This is a genomic window from Desulfitobacterium nosdiversum, from assembly GCF_049860565.1.
GTDB lineage: Bacteria > Bacillota > Desulfitobacteriia > Desulfitobacteriales > Desulfitobacteriaceae > Desulfitobacterium_A > Desulfitobacterium_A nosdiversum.
Window position 1 is genome coordinate 3653645 of sequence record NZ_CP172056.1, and the last position, 16952, is coordinate 3670596.

At 40.8% G+C, this 16952-nt stretch carries 17 protein-coding genes; all 17 read right to left on the bottom strand.

Annotated features, from left to right (window positions below):
- Window positions 1-344: 344 nt before the first annotated feature.
- The 17 genes from ACHOLT_RS17865 to gatC all read right to left on the bottom strand — a co-directional run bounded on the left by ACHOLT_RS17865 (window position 345) and on the right by gatC (window position 16889).
- Window positions 345-1418, bottom strand: a complete 1074-nt coding sequence (locus ACHOLT_RS17865) for a hypothetical protein (RefSeq protein ID WP_425803409.1) — start codon at window positions 1416-1418, stop codon at window positions 345-347.
- Window positions 1419-1651: 233 nt separating this feature from the next.
- On the bottom strand, window positions 1652-2740 hold the full coding sequence (locus ACHOLT_RS17870; protein WP_425803411.1) for an FRG domain-containing protein: 1089 nt from the start codon (window positions 2738-2740) through the stop codon (window positions 1652-1654).
- Window positions 2737-3030 carry a hypothetical protein gene (locus ACHOLT_RS17875; protein ID WP_425803413.1) on the bottom strand — a complete coding sequence of 98 codons (294 nt, stop codon included), beginning with the start codon at window positions 3028-3030 and terminating at the stop codon, window positions 2737-2739. Before ACHOLT_RS17875 ends, ACHOLT_RS17870 begins: the two co-directional genes overlap by 4 nt.
- A 149-nt stretch (window positions 3031-3179) precedes the next feature.
- Window positions 3180-4358, bottom strand: coding sequence for an SEC-C domain-containing protein (locus ACHOLT_RS17880; RefSeq protein WP_425803415.1), 1179 nt, complete (start codon window positions 4356-4358; stop codon window positions 3180-3182).
- 169 nt (window positions 4359-4527) lie between these two features.
- Window positions 4528-4815 carry a hypothetical protein gene (locus ACHOLT_RS17885; protein WP_425808143.1) on the bottom strand — a complete coding sequence of 96 codons (288 nt, stop codon included), beginning with the start codon at window positions 4813-4815 and terminating at the stop codon, window positions 4528-4530.
- Window positions 4761-4985 carry a hypothetical protein gene (locus tag ACHOLT_RS17890; RefSeq protein ID WP_425803418.1) on the bottom strand — a complete coding sequence of 75 codons (225 nt, stop codon included), beginning with the start codon at window positions 4983-4985 and terminating at the stop codon, window positions 4761-4763. The genes ACHOLT_RS17885 and ACHOLT_RS17890 overlap by 55 nt, the downstream gene beginning before the upstream one ends.
- A gap of 182 nt (window positions 4986-5167) precedes the next feature.
- Entirely contained in the window at window positions 5168-6043 is an 876-nt protein-coding gene (locus ACHOLT_RS17895) for a methionyl aminopeptidase (RefSeq protein WP_425803420.1), read from the bottom strand.
- A 42-nt stretch (window positions 6044-6085) separates the two neighbouring features.
- Entirely contained in the window at window positions 6086-6433 is a 348-nt protein-coding gene (locus ACHOLT_RS17900) for a helix-turn-helix transcriptional regulator (RefSeq protein WP_425803423.1), read from the bottom strand.
- Window positions 6434-6823: 390 nt separating this feature from the next.
- On the bottom strand, window positions 6824-8233 hold the full coding sequence (gene rlmD, locus ACHOLT_RS17905) for a 23S rRNA (uracil(1939)-C(5))-methyltransferase RlmD (protein WP_425803426.1): 1410 nt from the start codon (window positions 8231-8233) through the stop codon (window positions 6824-6826).
- Between the two features lie 77 nt (window positions 8234-8310).
- Entirely contained in the window at window positions 8311-8634 is a 324-nt protein-coding gene (locus ACHOLT_RS17910) for a thioredoxin family protein (RefSeq protein WP_425803428.1), read from the bottom strand.
- 72 nt (window positions 8635-8706) lie between these two features.
- Window positions 8707-9444, bottom strand: coding sequence for a CPBP family intramembrane glutamic endopeptidase (locus tag ACHOLT_RS17915; RefSeq protein WP_425803431.1), 738 nt, complete (start codon window positions 9442-9444; stop codon window positions 8707-8709).
- Between the two features lie 177 nt (window positions 9445-9621).
- Window positions 9622-10956: an acetyl-CoA hydrolase/transferase family protein gene (locus ACHOLT_RS17920; protein WP_425808145.1), complete on the bottom strand. Its 1335-nt coding sequence runs from the start codon at window positions 10954-10956 to the stop codon at window positions 9622-9624.
- Between the two features lie 267 nt (window positions 10957-11223).
- Window positions 11224-12234, bottom strand: a complete 1011-nt coding sequence (locus tag ACHOLT_RS17925) for an isocitrate/isopropylmalate dehydrogenase family protein (RefSeq protein WP_425803433.1) — start codon at window positions 12232-12234, stop codon at window positions 11224-11226.
- Between the two features lie 20 nt (window positions 12235-12254).
- Window positions 12255-13403 (bottom strand): homocitrate synthase, encoded by a 1149-nt coding sequence (gene nifV, locus ACHOLT_RS17930; RefSeq protein WP_425803436.1) that lies wholly within the window; start codon window positions 13401-13403, stop codon window positions 12255-12257.
- A 243-nt stretch (window positions 13404-13646) separates the two neighbouring features.
- The gene (gene gatB, locus ACHOLT_RS17935) at window positions 13647-15101 is read right to left on the bottom strand and encodes an Asp-tRNA(Asn)/Glu-tRNA(Gln) amidotransferase subunit GatB (protein ID WP_425803438.1); all 1455 of its coding nucleotides are present in this window, start codon (window positions 15099-15101) and stop codon (window positions 13647-13649) included.
- A gap of 1 nt (window position 15102) precedes the next feature.
- On the bottom strand, window positions 15103-16578 hold the full coding sequence (gatA, locus tag ACHOLT_RS17940; protein ID WP_425803441.1) for an Asp-tRNA(Asn)/Glu-tRNA(Gln) amidotransferase subunit GatA: 1476 nt from the start codon (window positions 16576-16578) through the stop codon (window positions 15103-15105).
- Between the two features lie 26 nt (window positions 16579-16604).
- On the bottom strand, window positions 16605-16889 hold the full coding sequence (gene gatC / locus ACHOLT_RS17945; RefSeq protein WP_425803443.1) for an Asp-tRNA(Asn)/Glu-tRNA(Gln) amidotransferase subunit GatC: 285 nt from the start codon (window positions 16887-16889) through the stop codon (window positions 16605-16607).
- Between the last annotated feature and the right edge of the window lie 63 nt (window positions 16890-16952).

Here is a 16952-nt window from a genome sequence, read left to right on the forward strand (position 1 = left end):
ACACCTCCGAACGATCCAGGCCTATTTTGTCTAATCTGCTGCCGGTAATGTAATTAACAATAAATAAACACATCAATTGTTTCATTCATCTTTTTCTAATGATTATGATTGAAGATTTTATTGGCCCTTTACTCCATTGTCTAAATATTGTATAGCGACTGAAATTAATGATAGGCAGCGTTTATAAAAATAGTCGTAATGCCTATTGTCTTCAATATCTGTTTTTGTCATCTCATGATGACGAATTCTAAAATTATTCCCAATTGTCGTAAGCTCGTAGAACTCTTTTTCAAACAGTTCTTTATAAGGGGCTTTGTTACTGCTCATATCACAAATAATTCTGTTTATGGATTTCTTCTATCTAAAGTAGGAAAATAATATGTTTTCAGTCTTTCAAAAGCATCCCATAATTTCTCAACAGCAATTTTTAAATTCCCATCTTCGTAATATGTATTGGCTTCTTGAAACAATTCTTTGAGCCCGGCTTCTTGAATTGAAGCTAGCATAGTGTTTTTTATTGGACTATCAAGCGTGCTTACGATTTTACCATTATCTAATTTCAAAGCAAATTCATTCAGCTTCAAAATTTCATTAATTTGAGTTTCAAAGTCATTAGAGTGATTGTATTTCTCGAAAAACTCGATTGCATCCATTACACAATAAGGAGAACTGGAGTATATAAAATCCTGGAGACTATTTGTTTCAACATACTGCTTTTCTTCATTAAAGTACTTAGGGGTATAAAACTGCCGCATATCCTTAAAAACTTCATCGCTTGTTGAGACACTATAGTGCCATCCTGTTTCACTGGTTTCTTGATAAATGTCATTATATCTTTCTAGAAGTTGGCAAATCTGATGCCTTGCACCGCGCTTAATGGTGAACTTTACTTTTTTCTCTTTTATAGCCTTATCATTTCGTTGAGAGTAAGGAATAAACATCTTATTTTCTTCTGGTTGATATATTCTCCACCCGAATACATCTCGGTTAGATATTTTTTCTGCCGGATAGAGCTCGTACCCATCATTTTGTAACAATCTGTTTACCTTAGCAAGAAACTCTTTCCAATATCCTTTCTCAACTCTGACTGTTGGATGAAAGATTTCACACATGAATTTCAAGTACACTTCATCGCTTCCATTTTGCAGTTGAAAGCGTTCATCTTCAAATACCCAACAAAATGAATAATCATCATTATTTACTGTATGCTGCCAGATATCACCTTCAGCATCCGGGAACCTTGAATCAAAACTCTGCATACTTTTCAAATCATATAATCTTTTGATAAACTCAATCTCTTCCATCCGACCAAAATAAGGATAGGTGACTCTTTTCTCATCCCAAAAATCGTCTATATCAATCCCACTACGAAACAAATCGAGAATATCTCGCTTGGTTATCTCACTAATTCGGTTCATTGTTCAACCTGCCCTCATTTCATAGTTAACCAAATGAAGCCAAACTTTGATTGTTTGTAAATATCGCACTAAGAGCCCACACAAGCCTAAACTTATTAAATACTTGATGCCGACTTCATTCCATTATAAACTCACCATTGAAGGAGATTCTTATGGGTCATTTTTTGTGAAGCACTATATAAAAACAGAGATACAACGACCACCAATTGGCTGACGTATCCCCATTCATTTCTTCAGTCATACTTTTTCTTTATATACCTTGCAATACTATCATAATCGCCATATATGAATTTTTCATTAATACCCATGAAATCCAACTCATGCAGTACCTTTCCCTTATTCTCAATAACGATTATAACATCAGGCCAGACCCTTTGATGGGAAAGGATATGCGTTTTATAAGTTCTTTCATCAAAAGAAAGATATGCCTGATAGACAAATAAACCTTGCTGATTCCGTCCTCTTTCAAAGGATAATATCGGTGTGTATAGAAAGTCGGGAATACAGTTAAGCCACCACACTGGTGCTTCAACATCCAGGACTCGTTTTAAGAATGATTGCAGTTTTAATGTGTATTCAAGTGCAACCAATTCTATTGACCCATATTGTCGCTTTACTTCGGCAATCAACTCTTTACTGTCTTTTATATATTCATAGGGCAACTCGTTTTCATATTTCCCATTATTGTACAATGGAAATTTAGACTTTTTAGGGATACGGGGTTGCATATCAATAAAGTAATACTGCCAATCATCAGCTAACTGCTTGAAATAATAGTAGAATTTTTCAGGATGCTGTTTGTAGAAATCAGCAAATCCCCTATACAAATCCAAAATAATATTGTTTTCATTTCGTATAAAAAGATCAAGGAAATTCTTATCTTCATTGCGCGAAAGCAAGTCTGTAATATCAATCAATTCATCTTTAAGAAGATATACAAACCCTCTTTCCTGTTCAAGGCGTTCATCTGGACTATGAAACGGTTGGCAGGCAAAAAATAATGCAACTAAAGGCGACCTTGTAAAATCAATAAGGTTTGTCGGTATTCCGTGGTGTTGAGCAAAAGCCAAAAAGTTACTGCGTTCATCAGGGGTAAGTCTATGGAAGATCTCTCGTCTAAACTCATTTTTCATTGGAATAAAAGGATACTCCTTATTTCTAAGTGCAGAGGATATTGTATCATGGTAATTTGTTGGCTCTCCACGAAATATGTAGTTTTCAAATTCATTATTTGAAAACAAGCTTATATACTCTGCTAAATCCTTTACAACTATCTCTTTTGGAATCGGCAGACCTTCCAACTCTTTTTTTGAGTATCTCATTTTATGTCTCCCATATCTTCAGTAGAAGGTTCTAACTTGAAAAGGCTTTGATTCACAGCACCTATCCAATGTTCTCTATCTCTTACTCGTCCTGATGCAGCGCTTACATTGAATACAAGTTCAGCAAGAACATACCTCTTATAAGGCTCTATATCCAGGGTTCTTCGCATAAAATCTAAGCGTTTTATAAAAGGCTCAGCTGATTTTTTATTATGGGCACTTACAGCTTTATCGGCCAACATTTTGATTTCTTCAAATTCTTTACCTGTAAGCCGTCCTCCATTTCTCATATTTTTTCCTCCTTGAACTTATAATTCGCAATCCCTCATCCATTACAGATTAGCTCAGGTTTAAGGTTATCACTCTATCCATATTAGACTATTTAGGTTTTAAATGCTCTATCTAAGAATGGTCATAGTTAGAAGTACATTACGTCCTTTTAATGCTCCTTATAAGGTACGAAAAAGTCAAATGCAACACTACGTGAATCTATCTTTATTTCTTCCTTTTTCATAGATTTTGCGATGTTCTTCAGGTAAAACTGCAAACCCTTTAGTAGCTTAACACTATGTGGATCTGCTACTGCAAATTGCACGCCACTTTGCACGAATTCACTCCACCCCTCCCACAAGGACGGGCTGATAATAAGGTTTTGTGAGTATAAGGGAATAAATACATTTATATAATACTCCATCAATTCTAGAGGAGAATTTCTAATTTGCTCAAAATAATCTTGATAAACATCTAAATCCTCTTTTAAGACACTTATTAGAATAAATGACTTCCTTTCAACTGGGAATGAAGTAAAGAACACAAATTTTAACCTTCTTGTTTTCTTATCCAGAGCCTTGATTTTTTTACCCCTTATATCGAATGGGGGAGATACCGCCATATAGTTTGCAAATTGTATTCTAAAAGGTATTTCAAGTATTATTGTTTCTAACCCTGAATAGTTTTTTTCTCTTATTGCCTTATCAAAAAACTGCTTATAATATTGTAAATCATTTAACTTCAATTCCTTGTTGCGATATTGATGAACTGATAATGGTTCTTTGGTTAACTGAGGCACAGTTGAAAACATGCTTGCTTGAAATTTCTTTGCTACTATTTCTGTATATAATTCAAAGGCGAAAGTCTTATAAGCAAATAAAAAGAGTTGTTCTGAATCCAAGGTTTCAAGATCATATTGAGATTTTTCTATCTTGGCAAATAAAGCATCATCATGTGTCTTGCAAAAGCATGTTGCTACTGTAGCATCTGTAATTGGTACTTCCGTTAAAAAATAAAAAGGCTCTGGTTTGCCTGGCTCAATCTCACATATTGTAGGTGCCTTTGAGAAATTCTGCATGATTACATTTTTATCAACCGCTATTTTATTAAGGATTCTATTCTCTTGTAAAGCATGAGCCCTTATAATATCCTTTAATTTTGCCTTGCATCCATCATGCAAGCAAATCTTTATCCGACTTTTCTTCATCATCTTACCTGAATGATTAAGCGCCTCATTATTATTGTGAAATTGGCGTGGTTTTTTTATCATGCAACAATCTTTATAAAGTAAGTCACTACCACATGGGCACCCCTCATTTTTGCTGAATCTATATTTCCGGAACAACATCTATAAACCTTCTCCTTTATGCAACTACTGACTTGTTTTTAATTTAAAATAGCGAGCTCACATTAGAACAAGGTTATTATTCTAATTGTATATCTTTAGGAGATTTTTTTCATCAATAATCGCACATTTTTACCAAATACTTATAACTTGATTTTCATATAGTTCACGTTCATAGAAAGTTCGACATAACTGGATACTCAACCTCTTCCCCGGTACCGCCAGTCATCGGCTTTAACCCGCTATGCAGAAATGACGCTCTGTGCACGGCCAAGGAGCCGTGCTTTTTTCTGATGCTTTCAATTGCTTTATCCAGATCTCTCTGCTTCTCATTCTGCTCATTGAATAAACTCATCTGTAGAAAGTCATTACTGCACAGTTCCGCCGCGCTCACCCCCAAATGTCTCAACGGCTGCCCATGCCATAATTCATCAAACAACTCACATACCGTCCGGTGGATAAGGTTTGTACAGTCCGTGGGGTCATAAAGTCTCCTCTGATGGCATCCTCATACGATACAGCCTCCTCGGAACTGATTTCCACTGGGTTTTGGTCATCCCAATCATAGTCGTTGAGGAGATAGGCAGTGACCTTCAGCGGGAAAAAGATATGCATTGTTTGGTTTGTCATTTTGATTTCCTCCATTCGGTTTAATTCGAGCCCTTATAAAAGGGTATAAAAAAGCAGGGGATCTTCATATGAAAATACTCCCGCTAATTTTCAGGAATTATTATATTCAATTAAGTAAATTTGAATTTGTCAGCTTCCTGTTATGCTTAAAATGAGAAATCTTGTTTATTCCTAACTGTTCATTAATATACCAACACCTCATAACCCGTTTCGGTTACGAGCACTGTTTTTTCCCATTGCGCAGAAGGCTTCCCATCAGCAGTGCGAACAGTCCAATTATCGTATTTATCTGTTGCTATTTTGGAGCTTCCCATATTTATCATAGGCTCTACAGTAAAAACAAGTCCCGGAACTAAGAGCATTCCTGTTCCTTGCTTTGTCACATAACCGACCCAAGGATCTTCGTGAAACTGTAGACCAATACCGTGGCCTCCGATTTCTTGAACAACAGAATATCCATTTTTTCGTGCATGGTCATGAACCGCTTGCCCAACATCTCCAAGAAAACTCCATGGCTTTACTTGTTCAATGCCCAGTTCCACACACTCTTTCGCAACATCAACCAGCTTTTGTTTCTCAGGGGAAACAGCGCCTACGCAAAACATACGGGAAGAATCTGAAAAAAAACCGTTGTAGATTGTAGACACATCAATATTTACAATATCACCGTTTCGCAGGAATACATGGTCAGAGGGGATACCATGACATACAACATCATTAATTGAAATACACACGCTCTTAGGGTATCCCTCATAATGAAGTGTTGCTGGAACGCCCCCCAGTTCCTTGGTCTTTTCAAAGATAAGCCGGTCAAGTTCTTCTGTGGTGACTCCATCAACCTCATAATTTGAAATGAAATCCAGTAAGGCGATGTTTCTTTTGCCGCTTTCCAGAATACCCTCAATCTGTTGTTTTGTTTTAAGCAATTTTCGATGAGGCACTTCATATCCCTTTAAACGGTAGTTTTCAATTTGTTCCTCAATGGGGCCATGACATTTCTTATATTTTCGCCCGCTGCCACACCAGCAGAGATCATTTCTTCCAAATTTATCAGACATTTTATCTCCTCGCATTTACAAATTTGGAGGGAGCAATACGCCCTATGGACTAAGTGTGCCAAGAGAAACACCACAAGTTTTCCGATATTGCCGTGGCGAACATTGAAACAACCCAGAAAAAGCTCTTGCAAACGCCTCAGATGACGAGTACCCATATCGAAAAGCAATATCAATTATTCTGTCATCGGTTATACAAAGATCATAAGCGGCAGCTTTTAATTTACACTGGGCAAGAAATTGTTTATACGTCATACCCATGTGCTTCCGAAACTTTGTAGAGCAGTAATACGGTGAATAACCAACATATGATGACATATCTTGTAAGCTTGGGCTTTCCGCTATGTTATTTTCTACCCACTTTGCCATTGTTTCTATTGTTTGTATAGACATTTGCTTCACTCCTTTATCCAGTATATCAATTCTCACAGACAATTACCTGATATAAGTTGCACATATGAGATACGGTACTTGCCGATAGCGTTCGTAATTTGACTGCAGCAGGAGTTTATGGATGCTTTTAATTGCTGCACAGATTATAAAAACAACATATTTCTTTCTGCAAATAAAATGCTCATTATATAAATAACCATAAGTTCGATCAGCTCGATCACTCATCCTTTATTATTCTATTTTCCGGCTAAAAGTTCAATCATGAACTCCGAAAATCCTAATGTCATCTATAAATAGCCCTAAAAAAACGGGTCAAAAAATACACTTTTTTTTACCCGTTTTCAGCCCGTTTTTTGCTCCCAAAACGCTATATATGGTGTTCAAACCGTCTTATTTACCCTTTTTGCCACTAAACGTCATCATTATTATACTCTCAACATGCTGCGTCCACGGAAACATATCCACGGGCTGAACCTTTTGCACTTGATATCCTTCTTTCTGAAGTACTCCTACATCTCGCGCTAAGGTTCCCGGATCACAAGAGACATAAACAATGCGCTCCGGCTTAACTTCGATAAGACGCTTTAAAACACGGGAGTGAACTCCTGCCCGCGGTGGATCTAAAACGACGACATCCGGAGTCTCCGGAACCTTAAGCAGGACATCTTCGACTTTTCCTTGGAGAAACTCTACATTGTCAAGATGATTAATCTCAGCATTGATTTTTGCATCACTTATTGCATACGAATTTTCTTCAATTCCCCATACTTTATCCGCTTTTTGAGCCAAGACTAAGCTTATCGTTCCAATTCCGCAATAGAGATCCCAGACCTGGCTTTCCTTGGTTATTTCTGCCCAATCTAAGGCTGTTGAATAAAGCTTCTGGGTCTGGAGTGGATTCACCTGGAGAAAGGCAAGCGGAGACAATTTAAAAGTTAAGCCGAGAATCTCTTCCGTCAAAAACTCCTGCCCCCACCACAATTCAGGAATTCCAGACGGATTGATCCCCCAAACCGACTGTATCTTCGAACCCATCCGGGTATCTCTGGAATCCATATTTAGTTCCTGTTTAAGTGAAGATAAAACAGGACCAGGTAGCTCAGACTTAGATAGGCCGTCGAAGATGATCATCCCTTCCCCTTTTGTGTTTTCGCGGAACGTTATGCTTTTTATTCCCAGTTTCGCCTTTTTTAGGGTCTCCCGAATTTTTTGAACCCAAGTGTTCATCGTCTCGCTTATCAGCAAACAATCCGGAAACTCGACCGTTTCCCGGCTTTTTTCCTGATAATACCCCAGTTCTCCGGTAAAGGTTTGGTGCAGTCTAGCCTTATTCCGATACCGCCAAGGATTCTCCATACCCATCGTAGGGAAAACCTCAACCTTTTCTAAATTTATTTTGCCGATGCGTTCCAGGGCATCCCTTACCCAGCGTTCTTTCCACTTCAGGGTCTCTGCATAATTTAAATGTTGTAGCCGGCACCCCCCGCAAACCTCAAAAACACAACATGGAGGCTCGACCCGTTCGTCTGCCTCCTTTTCAAGCGATAATAACCTTGCTCGCTGCCACGATTTCTTTTTTTCTGTAATCAGAACCTTTCCTCGTTCTCCAGGAAGAAGACCGGCAACAAAGGTTGCTTTTCCCTGATCATACCCTATGCCTGCTCCCTCTGACGAGAGTCTTAGACAATTTATTTCAACTTCTTCGTGCTGCTCGCTCTTCATACTTCTTTGCCGGTTTTGATTTTGCACATTGGTTTGTTTATTCGTTTGTTCTTTGGTCTTTTCTTTATTCTTGCCCATTTTCCATTCTCATTTCTAATCACTTTTGACTTAAATATTTATTTTTCAATTCTGTTATTCGTGGTTGTATATGTGTATTACGGCTGTAAAAGGCCTAATGTCTTTTCAAGCGTCGCAAAATCGATGAATCTGCTCTCTCTTAGAATTTCCCTGCCCTCATACATCATTAAAATCGTTGGAACCGTAAAAACTAGGGACTGACCTGCGATTTCCGGCAACTCATCAACTTTGATTTGTGCAACCTCGACCGGATACTCCTCGACAAGTTCAAGCACTTCCGGAAGAACGGCATGACAAACATTACAATTCTGAGAGCTAAAATATAACATCACAGGGTCTTGCTTGGAAATCAACTCTTCATATTGCTCTCTCGATTTAATCATTGTAGGTATTATGCTCATTTTATATATCCTTTCCCAAATACTTCATATCCAAAATACTATATAATTAGGCTAACTCAATTCGAAAATAACCTAGCACTGAGCCCAAAGGGCTAACGCCATTAGAATATTCCAAGTTCCATGCGCAACGATTGAGGGCCAAAGGCTTGATGTTTTCTCATAAAGCCAAGTTAAAACAATTCCCCCGATCAACAGCGGCAGAAAACGAATGATGTCAAAATGTAAAACTGCGAAAAAACCTGCTGTTAATAGAATCCCTTTGCCTCGTCCAAACATTTTACGCAAGGGAGGATAAAAAAGACCGCGAAAAAAGGCTTCTTCTTTGATTGGTGCGAGAACGCCTCCCAAAAATATTAAAAGGATAACCTGCCAATTATAACTTGCCCCCTTAACCGCCAAGGTGAAACTCTGAGGTGCCGGTGTTCCAAACCACTTCTCCAGAAAATCCCCCAGCAGACCAACGCTTATAAATAGAAGCACTCCCATAATAAGACCAAGCAGCAGATATATTCCGCGCGGCCGAATAAAACCTAAATCTCGAAAAGATCGCCCGAGTCCCTTCATCAGCACACTAAGCAGACCAAGATACAAAATAACCTCCCCTACTCCCACCGCTAAAAAACGCAGAAAGCCTTGCATCTGATCTAAGTCTTGCGGCGTTTTAAACCATCCTAAGGGAAGTTCTATTACATATATTAATAACAGTAAAAAAAGTCCTTGCCAAACGTTCCAGCGCGGATTGCTCGGTGGGATTTTTAATTTCGCTTTGCCTGATGTATTTAATTTAGCTTCATTGTTTCTCTTTTTCATGCGTTTCCTCTTTAAATGAATGCAATATTCTTCTAATTTATTCTAATGGACAGGCTCATGCATGTCTAGGGCAAATCCCCTCAGGCTACTTTTTTCCTTATATATGACTTCGATTGATTCTAATAAAAAATTTCCTGGACTTCTTAAGAATAAGTTGTCCAGGAACATTTTCGTAAGCTAACGTTTAGAACTTTGCCGCCAAATCTTTAACTTCTCAGCCTCTGAAATAAGATCTTCTCTGAATTTTGGATGGGCAAGAAAAATCAATTGTTCAGCCCGTTGCCAGGTTGAAAGCCCTTTTAAGTTAACTTTTCCATACTCAGTAACCACATACTGTACCGTTGTCCGCGTATCAGTAATCACTGCGCCGTTAGTCATCAATGGTTTGATTCTGGATTGAATCTGCCCCGATTTGTCCTTATAGGTTGAGGGCAAACAGATAAAACTCTTTCCTCCTTTAGAACGATAAGCCGCTTCCACAAAATCAAGCTGTCCTCCGGAACCGCTGAAGATAGCCTGTCCCACGGTTTCCGAACAAACCTGTCCGGAAAGATCAATTTCCAATGCACTATTGATTGAGATAAGTTTATCGTTTTGGGAAGCGATCCAAGGATCATTTGTATAATCGACAGGATAAGCCGCTATCGCCGTATTATCATGAAGAAAGTCATAAAGCTTTTGCGTACCCATGGCTAAAGTATAAACCATTCTTCCTAAATCCCGTTGTTTCCTTTTGTTATTGACTACACCTGCCTCAAACATATCGACATAGGCATCCGCAATCATCTCCGAATGAACGCCTAAATCCTTAAGATCGGATTGGGCAATCATTTTTCCCAAGGCCTGAGGCATCCCTCCAATACCCAGTTGAATGCATGATCCATCTTCAATTTCCGGAAGCAGATGTTCGGCGATCTGTCGATCAACCAAACTTGGCTCTGCTTCCGGCACAATGGGCACTCCCATATGTCCGCCTTCAACAACATAGTCCACCTGCGAAATATGAATCGCATGATCATAGCCGCCATGTACCCGCGGCATATCTTCATTGATTTCGATAATAACTGTCCGAGCTTTTGATATTGCCGCAGCAAAGTGAGATATCGTGACCCCGAAATTAAAATAACCATGTTCATCCATTGGAGCGGATTGAAACATCGCGACATCTGTCTGCAAATTTTCCCGTAAATAGCGGGGGAGTTCTGAATATTTGATCGGTATGTAGAATGCTTTCCCTAATTGAGCATATTTCCGTTCAATGCCTGAGAGATGATAACTAAGCCAAGTAAAATGTTCCCCCTCTGGATCAAGCTCCAGCATTTTAAGTGGGGCAAGAAGCAAACCGCCCCGCGCCTTAACATCAAAAAGTTCTTCTTTGCGTTCTGCTAAAGCGGCTTCGAGAATTCTTGGCATATTAGCGCCAAATCCCATTTCAACCCAATCCCCGCTATGCACAGCTTTAGCTGCAACCTCAGCAGAAACCCTTTTTCTTCGAAATTCCTCCATGAGCATCACTCTAATCACTCCTTTTATGAATCTTGTACCAAAAATAGGACTAAGCTTACTGCAAAAGGTTTTTAAAATGGAATAGAGTTTACCCTTGATATTTTCAACTTCATTCTAATATTGCTTTCTAAAATAGTCCAGCAAAAAAAGCGGAGCTTTCTATTATGAAAACTCCGCTTGATTATTAAATGTATTTCCTTAAGCAGTTCTGTATGAACTTTTTGCTATTGCCTAATTTTTTTGTGAAACTTGGATAAAGATTATACTGAAAGATTATAAAGCTTGGATCGCTTTACAGATAGAAGCAGCAAACTCACGCGTTCCCGCATTGCCTCCTAAGTCCTTTGTCAAAAGTTCCCGATTTACGAGCACACTGTCAATTGCCTTCCGTACTTGGCTGGCGTGATCGTTATAGCCCAAATGTTCAAGCATTTCTGCCCCAGATAAAATCATCGCCAGAGGATTAGCCTCATTCTTTCCTGCAATCTGAGGTGCACTTCCATGGACTGCTTCAAAGACTGCCCCATCTTCGCCGATATTCGCCCCTGGGGCGACCCCAAGACCGCCAATTAAACCCGCACCCAAATCAGAAACAATGTCACCATAGAGATTCGGCAACACCAAAACATCAAATTGCTCGGGTTGCTGAACAAGATTCATACAGAGTGCATCGACAATCTTGTCCTCGCATACAATCTCTGGAAAGCTTTCGGCAATATGACGGATACTCTCTAAGAAAAGACCATCGCTGAGTTTCATGATATTCGCCTTATGAACAATCGTTACCTTTTTACGGCCTTGACGTTTTGCTAATTCAAAAGCATAGCGGCCAATGCGTTCTGAAGCTTCCCGGGTGATAATTTTAATGCTTTCCGCTGCATCCCGCCCTACTTTATGCTCTACTCCGGCATATAGATCCTCGGTATTTTCACGGACAATAACCATATCAACATTGGTATAGCGCGAAGGCACATTTTCCAAAGTTCTCAGTGGGCGAACATTGGCATAAAGGCCCAGACTTTGCCGCAAAGTTACATTGACACTGCGGAAGCCTTTGCCGACAGGCGTAGTAATTGGCCCCTTTAAAGCGACCTTATTTCTCTTAATGGATTCAAGTACATGTTCAGGCAAGGGAGTTCCATACTTTTCAATACATGCTTCCCCGGCTTCGACAACTTCCCATTCAATCGGTACTCCCGTCTCTGTAAGGACTTCTTTTGCAGCAGAACTAACCTCTGTTCCGATTCCATCTCCTGGTAAAAGCGTTACTGTAACGGATGACATTCGTTTTCCCCTTTCAAAACTCAGACATTTTCTTGAGCTTCTTCACGTTTCATATTTTTATAAATGTAGACGAGTTCTTTATCAAAGAGAGACCGTTTCATATCTACGGCCATCGCACGAACCCGCTTTAGGATTTCCGCAGCTTCTTCGTCAGTGATTTCCTGAGCATACTCTTCCCGGAATTTCGCCTTGATTGATGCCGTTCCGGAATGTTTGCCAATAACAATTTGTCTTTCCAAACCAACCTCTTCAGGTTTGAAAACTTCGTAAGTTAAAGGATTCTTTAAAGCCCCATCGGCATGAATTCCCGACTCATGAGCAAACATATTTCTTCCGACGATGGCCTTCCACGCGGGGAGCTCCCGACCTGAAGCCCGAGCCACAAATTCAGATACTTCTACAAAACGTTCCGTTACAAAGTTAAGATCGGTGTCCAACAGGTGTTTCAAAGCCATAACGACTTCTTCCAAAGCCGCATTCCCTGCTCTTTCACCTAAGCCATTGACCGTCACGCCAACATGCGTCGCCCCTGCTTTAACTCCAGCCAGTGCATTTGCTGTTGCCATTCCGAAATCATTATGCGTGTGCATTTCAATATCAAGACCTGTTCTCTCAATCAATTGGGAAATCCGTTCATGTGTTGTAAACGGATCAAGAATGCCAACAGTATCACAATACCGCAAACGATCGGCTCCCGCGTTTTTAGCTTCTTGTGCAAAACGGACTAAGAAATCCATGTCCGAGCGAGAGGCATCCTCCGCATTCACCGAAATATAGACTCCATTTTTCTTAGCGAATTCTGTAGCTTTGACCATCCGTTCGAGAACATCTTCACGTGTTGTCTTTAATTTATGCTCAATATGGATATCAGAAGTAGATATTGAAATAGCTACAGCATCGCAGCCACAATCCAAAGATGTTTGTATATCTTTAATGACTGCCCGGTTCCAGCCCATAATGCTTGCCTTTAGTCCTGACTTCACAATCTGTTTGATGACTCGCTGTTCATCCCCGCCCATTACCGGAATTCCAGCCTCGATCTGTTGTACTCCCAGCTCATCCAACATTCGAGCAATCATCAATTTTTCCTGATTGGAAAAGACAACACCCGCAGTTTGCTCTCCATCTCTTAAAGTTGTATCAACAATGGTTAAATGCTTCTTGACCATGCCTCTCTACCTCTCTTTCCCTCTCCGTATTCATTTATAATTCATATACTAGCACAAACCCATATTTCTTTTAAGTATTATATCATACTTATACTGTATACTTATACGTTTATGACGTATAAGTATACAAACTTTTGCAAAATCATGAGGGATAAGAGCCTTGAAAAAAGAAATACTGATTATAAAAATGCTTCTTTCCATCAACCCAAGACCTGGAAAGAAGCATAAGAGTTAATGTTAAGACTACTGCTGAGCCAAGCGCTCTTTAAGCAGGTTATTCACCACTCCGGGGTTAGCCTGACCTTTCGTCGCCTTCATCGTTTGTCCCACCAGGAATCCGATGACCTGTGTTTTTCCCGCCTTATAATCTTCCACCGATTGGGGGTTTTTAGCAAGCAATTCATCGATAATTTTAAGCAAGGCACCTTCATCACTGATTTGGGCAAGTCCCTTTTCCTTGACAATAACCTCAGGATCTTTTCCCGAAGCAAACATTTCTTCAATCACGCTTTTCCCAATCTTTCCGCTGATCGATCCTTTATCAATCAAGTTTAAAAGGGCTCCCAGCTGCTGCGGTTTTACCGGAGATTCCTCCACACTGACTCCTTGAGCATTGAGCAGCCGTGTAAATTCTCCCATCGTCCAGTTGGCCAGATTCTTGGCATCGTGATAGCTCTCCAAAGCTTCATCAAAAAAGTCGGATAAGGCTTTTGAATTTGTGATAACACCTGCATCATAATCCGATAATCCCAGCGCTTTCAGCCGTTCTCTGCGAGCTGCAGGAAGTTCGGGCAAAGTCTGGCGGACACGTTCCACCCATGCGCGGTCAATCACCAAGGGGGGCAAATCCGGTTCTGGGAAATAGCGATAATCATGAGCTTCCTCTTTGGAACGGAGGGACAAGGTAATGCCGTGTCCTTCATCCCAGGTCAGTGTTTCTTGGATAACTTCTTCACCATCGTCAAGAAGCTGAGCTTGGCGGGCAACTTCATATTCCAGGCAGCGCCGAACTGAGCTGAAAGAATTCAGGTTTTTCGATTCAGTCCGTGTGCCAAATTCTTTTTGTCCCCAAGGTCTTAAGGATACATTGATGTCAAAACGAACTGAACCTTGCTCCAACCGGCAGTCAGAGACCTCCGTGTACTGCATGATTTTAACCAGCTCTTCCAGAAAAGCCAGTACTTCCGGGATCGAACGCATATCGGGTTCAGATACAATTTCCAAGAGCGGAACCCCGGTACGGTTATAGTCAACATTTGACTCGTGGGAAGTTGAAATCGTTTCTCCGCTATGCACGAGCTTTCCTGCGTCATCTTCCATGTGAGCACGAGTAATTCCAATCCGTTTCTTTTCACCCTCAACTTCAATGTCCACAAAACCATTTTTGCAGATTGGCAAATCAAACTGTGATATTTGATAATTCTTTGGGGAATCCGGATAGAAGTAGTTTTTGCGGTCAAACTTTGAAAACTCGGCGATCTCGCAATTTAAGCCCAGACCCGCCTTAATCGCAAGATCAACAACTTCACGGTTCAATACGGGCAAGGCTCCCGGTAAAGCCATGCAAACCGGACAGACATGCGTATTTTGTTCTCCGCCAAATTCTGTGCTGCAATTACAAAAGATCTTCGTCTTGGTCGCTAACTCAACATGAACTTCGACCCCGCAAACCATTTCATAACGGTCTGATATACTCATCTTAACACGCGCCTCCTTTCGCCAGGCTCGGTTTCCGTGTGTGGAAATCCGTATTTTGTTCGAAAGCATGGGCTGCGCGGTAAAGCATTCCTTCCGAGAAAGGGCGACCCATAAGCTGCATCCCTACAGGCATTCCCTCAACAAACCCTGCAGGGAGAGAAAGTGCGGGAATCCCTGCCAGGTTGATAGGCACTGTACACACGTCAGACAAATACATGGTTAAGGGATCCCCGGATTTTTCGCCAATTTTAAAGGCGGTTGTTGGTGCTGTCGGCGAAAGCAATACATCAAACTTTTCAAACGCTTGATTGAAATCCGTTTGGATAAGCGTTCTAACCTTTTGTGCCTTCAAATAATAAGCATCATAATAACCTGCACTTAAAGCATAGGTTCCCAACATAATCCGGCGTTTTACTTCCGGTCCGAAACCTTCCGACCGGGTCTTTTTAAATAAGCTAATAACGTCCTCTACATTCTCAGCCCGATAGCCGTAGCGCACACCGTCATAGCGGGCAAGATTGGAGCTTGCTTCAGCGGTTGCCAACAAATAATAAGCGGGCATTGCATATTCCGTATAGGGAAGAGAACATTCTTCGACAATTGCGCCTAACCCCTTAAAGGTCTCAACTGCTTTCATCAGAACGCCTTTGACGCCCTCATCCAAACCTTTGGCGAAATATTCCTTAGGAACACCAATCCTTAATCCTTTAACATCCTGCTTCAGGAACTCGGAATAGTTCGGGATTTCAAAGGGGACCGAGGTCGAATCTTTAGAATCATGCCCAGCGATCGCCTGTAGAACCAATGCGTTGTCTTCAACCGTCTTCGTAAAAGGTCCAATTTGATCCAGTGAAGAAGCGTAAGCAATAAGTCCAAAACGGGACACAGCGCCGTAAGTTGGTTTCAGCCCAACTACTCCGCAAAAAGCTGCAGGCTGCCGAATCGACCCTCCAGTGTCTGAACCTAAGGTAAAAATAGCTTCCTCTGCTGCAACTGCAGCTGCGGAACCTCCTGAAGACCCTCCCGGTACGCAGTCTAAGTCCCATGGGTTATGCGTCGCAAAGAAGTGTGAGTTTTCGGTGGAAGACCCCATTGCGAACTCATCCATGTTCATTTTCCCAAGCAGAATTGCTCCAGCTTCCTTAAGCTTTGCAACAGCTGTGGCATTGTAAGGAGGGATATAATTCTCAAGTATTTTTGAGGAACAGGTTGTCTGAATCCCTTCCGTACTCATGTTATCTTTCAAGGCCATCGGAATCCCTTCTAAAATTCCGATTTCCTCTTCCCGGGCAATTTTTTCATCGACCTGTGCGGCCTGGCTTAATGCTAAATCTTCAGTGACATGAAGAAATGCCCTTACCTTTGGATCAATCTGTTTAATTCTATCGAGCATCGCTTGGGTCAGCTCAACTGTACTCAGTTTCTTTGAAGTCAGGAGCTTATGTAATTCCCCAATCGATTGAGATGTAATCTCCATTCCAGCGGGTCTCCCTTCTTAATGAGTTATACAATACGCGGTACTTTGAAAAAGCCATCCTCAGCTACAGATGCATTCGCCAGGACTTTTTCCCGATCAAAGGAGGGCAGAACTTGATCCTCGCGGATAACATTATGAAGCGGCACCGCATAAGCCGTTGGGGCAATCCCATCTGTATTAAGCTGATCTAACATCGCAGCATAATCGAGAATGGAATTAAGCTGTTCTGTATACGTAGCAACTTCCTCTTCGGAAAGCTCTAAACGCGCCAGCATCGCGACATGTTCGACTTCTTGTCGTGATATTTTCACAAAAATCACCATCCTTTGGTAAAAGTAATTAAATTAACTATACAAAAAAAGGAGGGCTGGGGC

Bases quoted from the DNA above. Each gene is read 5' to 3' on its own strand.
- ACHOLT_RS17865 (WP_425803409.1), bottom strand. From the start codon at position 1,418: ATGAACCGAATTAGTGAGATAACCAAGCGAGATATTCTCGATTTGTTT.
- ACHOLT_RS17870 (WP_425803411.1), bottom strand. From the start codon at position 2,740: ATGAGATACTCAAAAAAAGAGTTGGAAGGTCTGCCGATTCCAAAAGAG.
- ACHOLT_RS17875 (WP_425803413.1), bottom strand. From the start codon at position 3,030: ATGAGAAATGGAGGACGGCTTACAGGTAAAGAATTTGAAGAAATCAAA.
- ACHOLT_RS17880 (WP_425803415.1), bottom strand. From the start codon at position 4,358: ATGTTGTTCCGGAAATATAGATTCAGCAAAAATGAGGGGTGCCCATGT.
- ACHOLT_RS17890 (WP_425803418.1), bottom strand. From the start codon at position 4,985: ATGACAAACCAAACAATGCATATCTTTTTCCCGCTGAAGGTCACTGCC.
- ACHOLT_RS17895 (WP_425803420.1), bottom strand. From the start codon at position 6,043: ATGTCTGATAAATTTGGAAGAAATGATCTCTGCTGGTGTGGCAGCGGG.
- ACHOLT_RS17900 (WP_425803423.1), bottom strand. From the start codon at position 6,433: ATGTCTATACAAACAATAGAAACAATGGCAAAGTGGGTAGAAAATAAC.
- rlmD (WP_425803426.1), bottom strand. From the start codon at position 8,233: ATGGGCAAGAATAAAGAAAAGACCAAAGAACAAACGAATAAACAAACC.
- ACHOLT_RS17910 (WP_425803428.1), bottom strand. From the start codon at position 8,634: ATGAGCATAATACCTACAATGATTAAATCGAGAGAGCAATATGAAGAG.
- ACHOLT_RS17915 (WP_425803431.1), bottom strand. From the start codon at position 9,444: ATGAAAAAGAGAAACAATGAAGCTAAATTAAATACATCAGGCAAAGCG.
- ACHOLT_RS17920 (WP_425808145.1), bottom strand. From the start codon at position 10,956: ATGCTCATGGAGGAATTTCGAAGAAAAAGGGTTTCTGCTGAGGTTGCA.
- ACHOLT_RS17925 (WP_425803433.1), bottom strand. From the start codon at position 12,234: ATGTCATCCGTTACAGTAACGCTTTTACCAGGAGATGGAATCGGAACA.
- nifV (WP_425803436.1), bottom strand. From the start codon at position 13,403: ATGGTCAAGAAGCATTTAACCATTGTTGATACAACTTTAAGAGATGGA.
- gatB (WP_425803438.1), bottom strand. From the start codon at position 15,101: ATGAGTATATCAGACCGTTATGAAATGGTTTGCGGGGTCGAAGTTCAT.
- gatA (WP_425803441.1), bottom strand. From the start codon at position 16,578: ATGGAGATTACATCTCAATCGATTGGGGAATTACATAAGCTCCTGACT.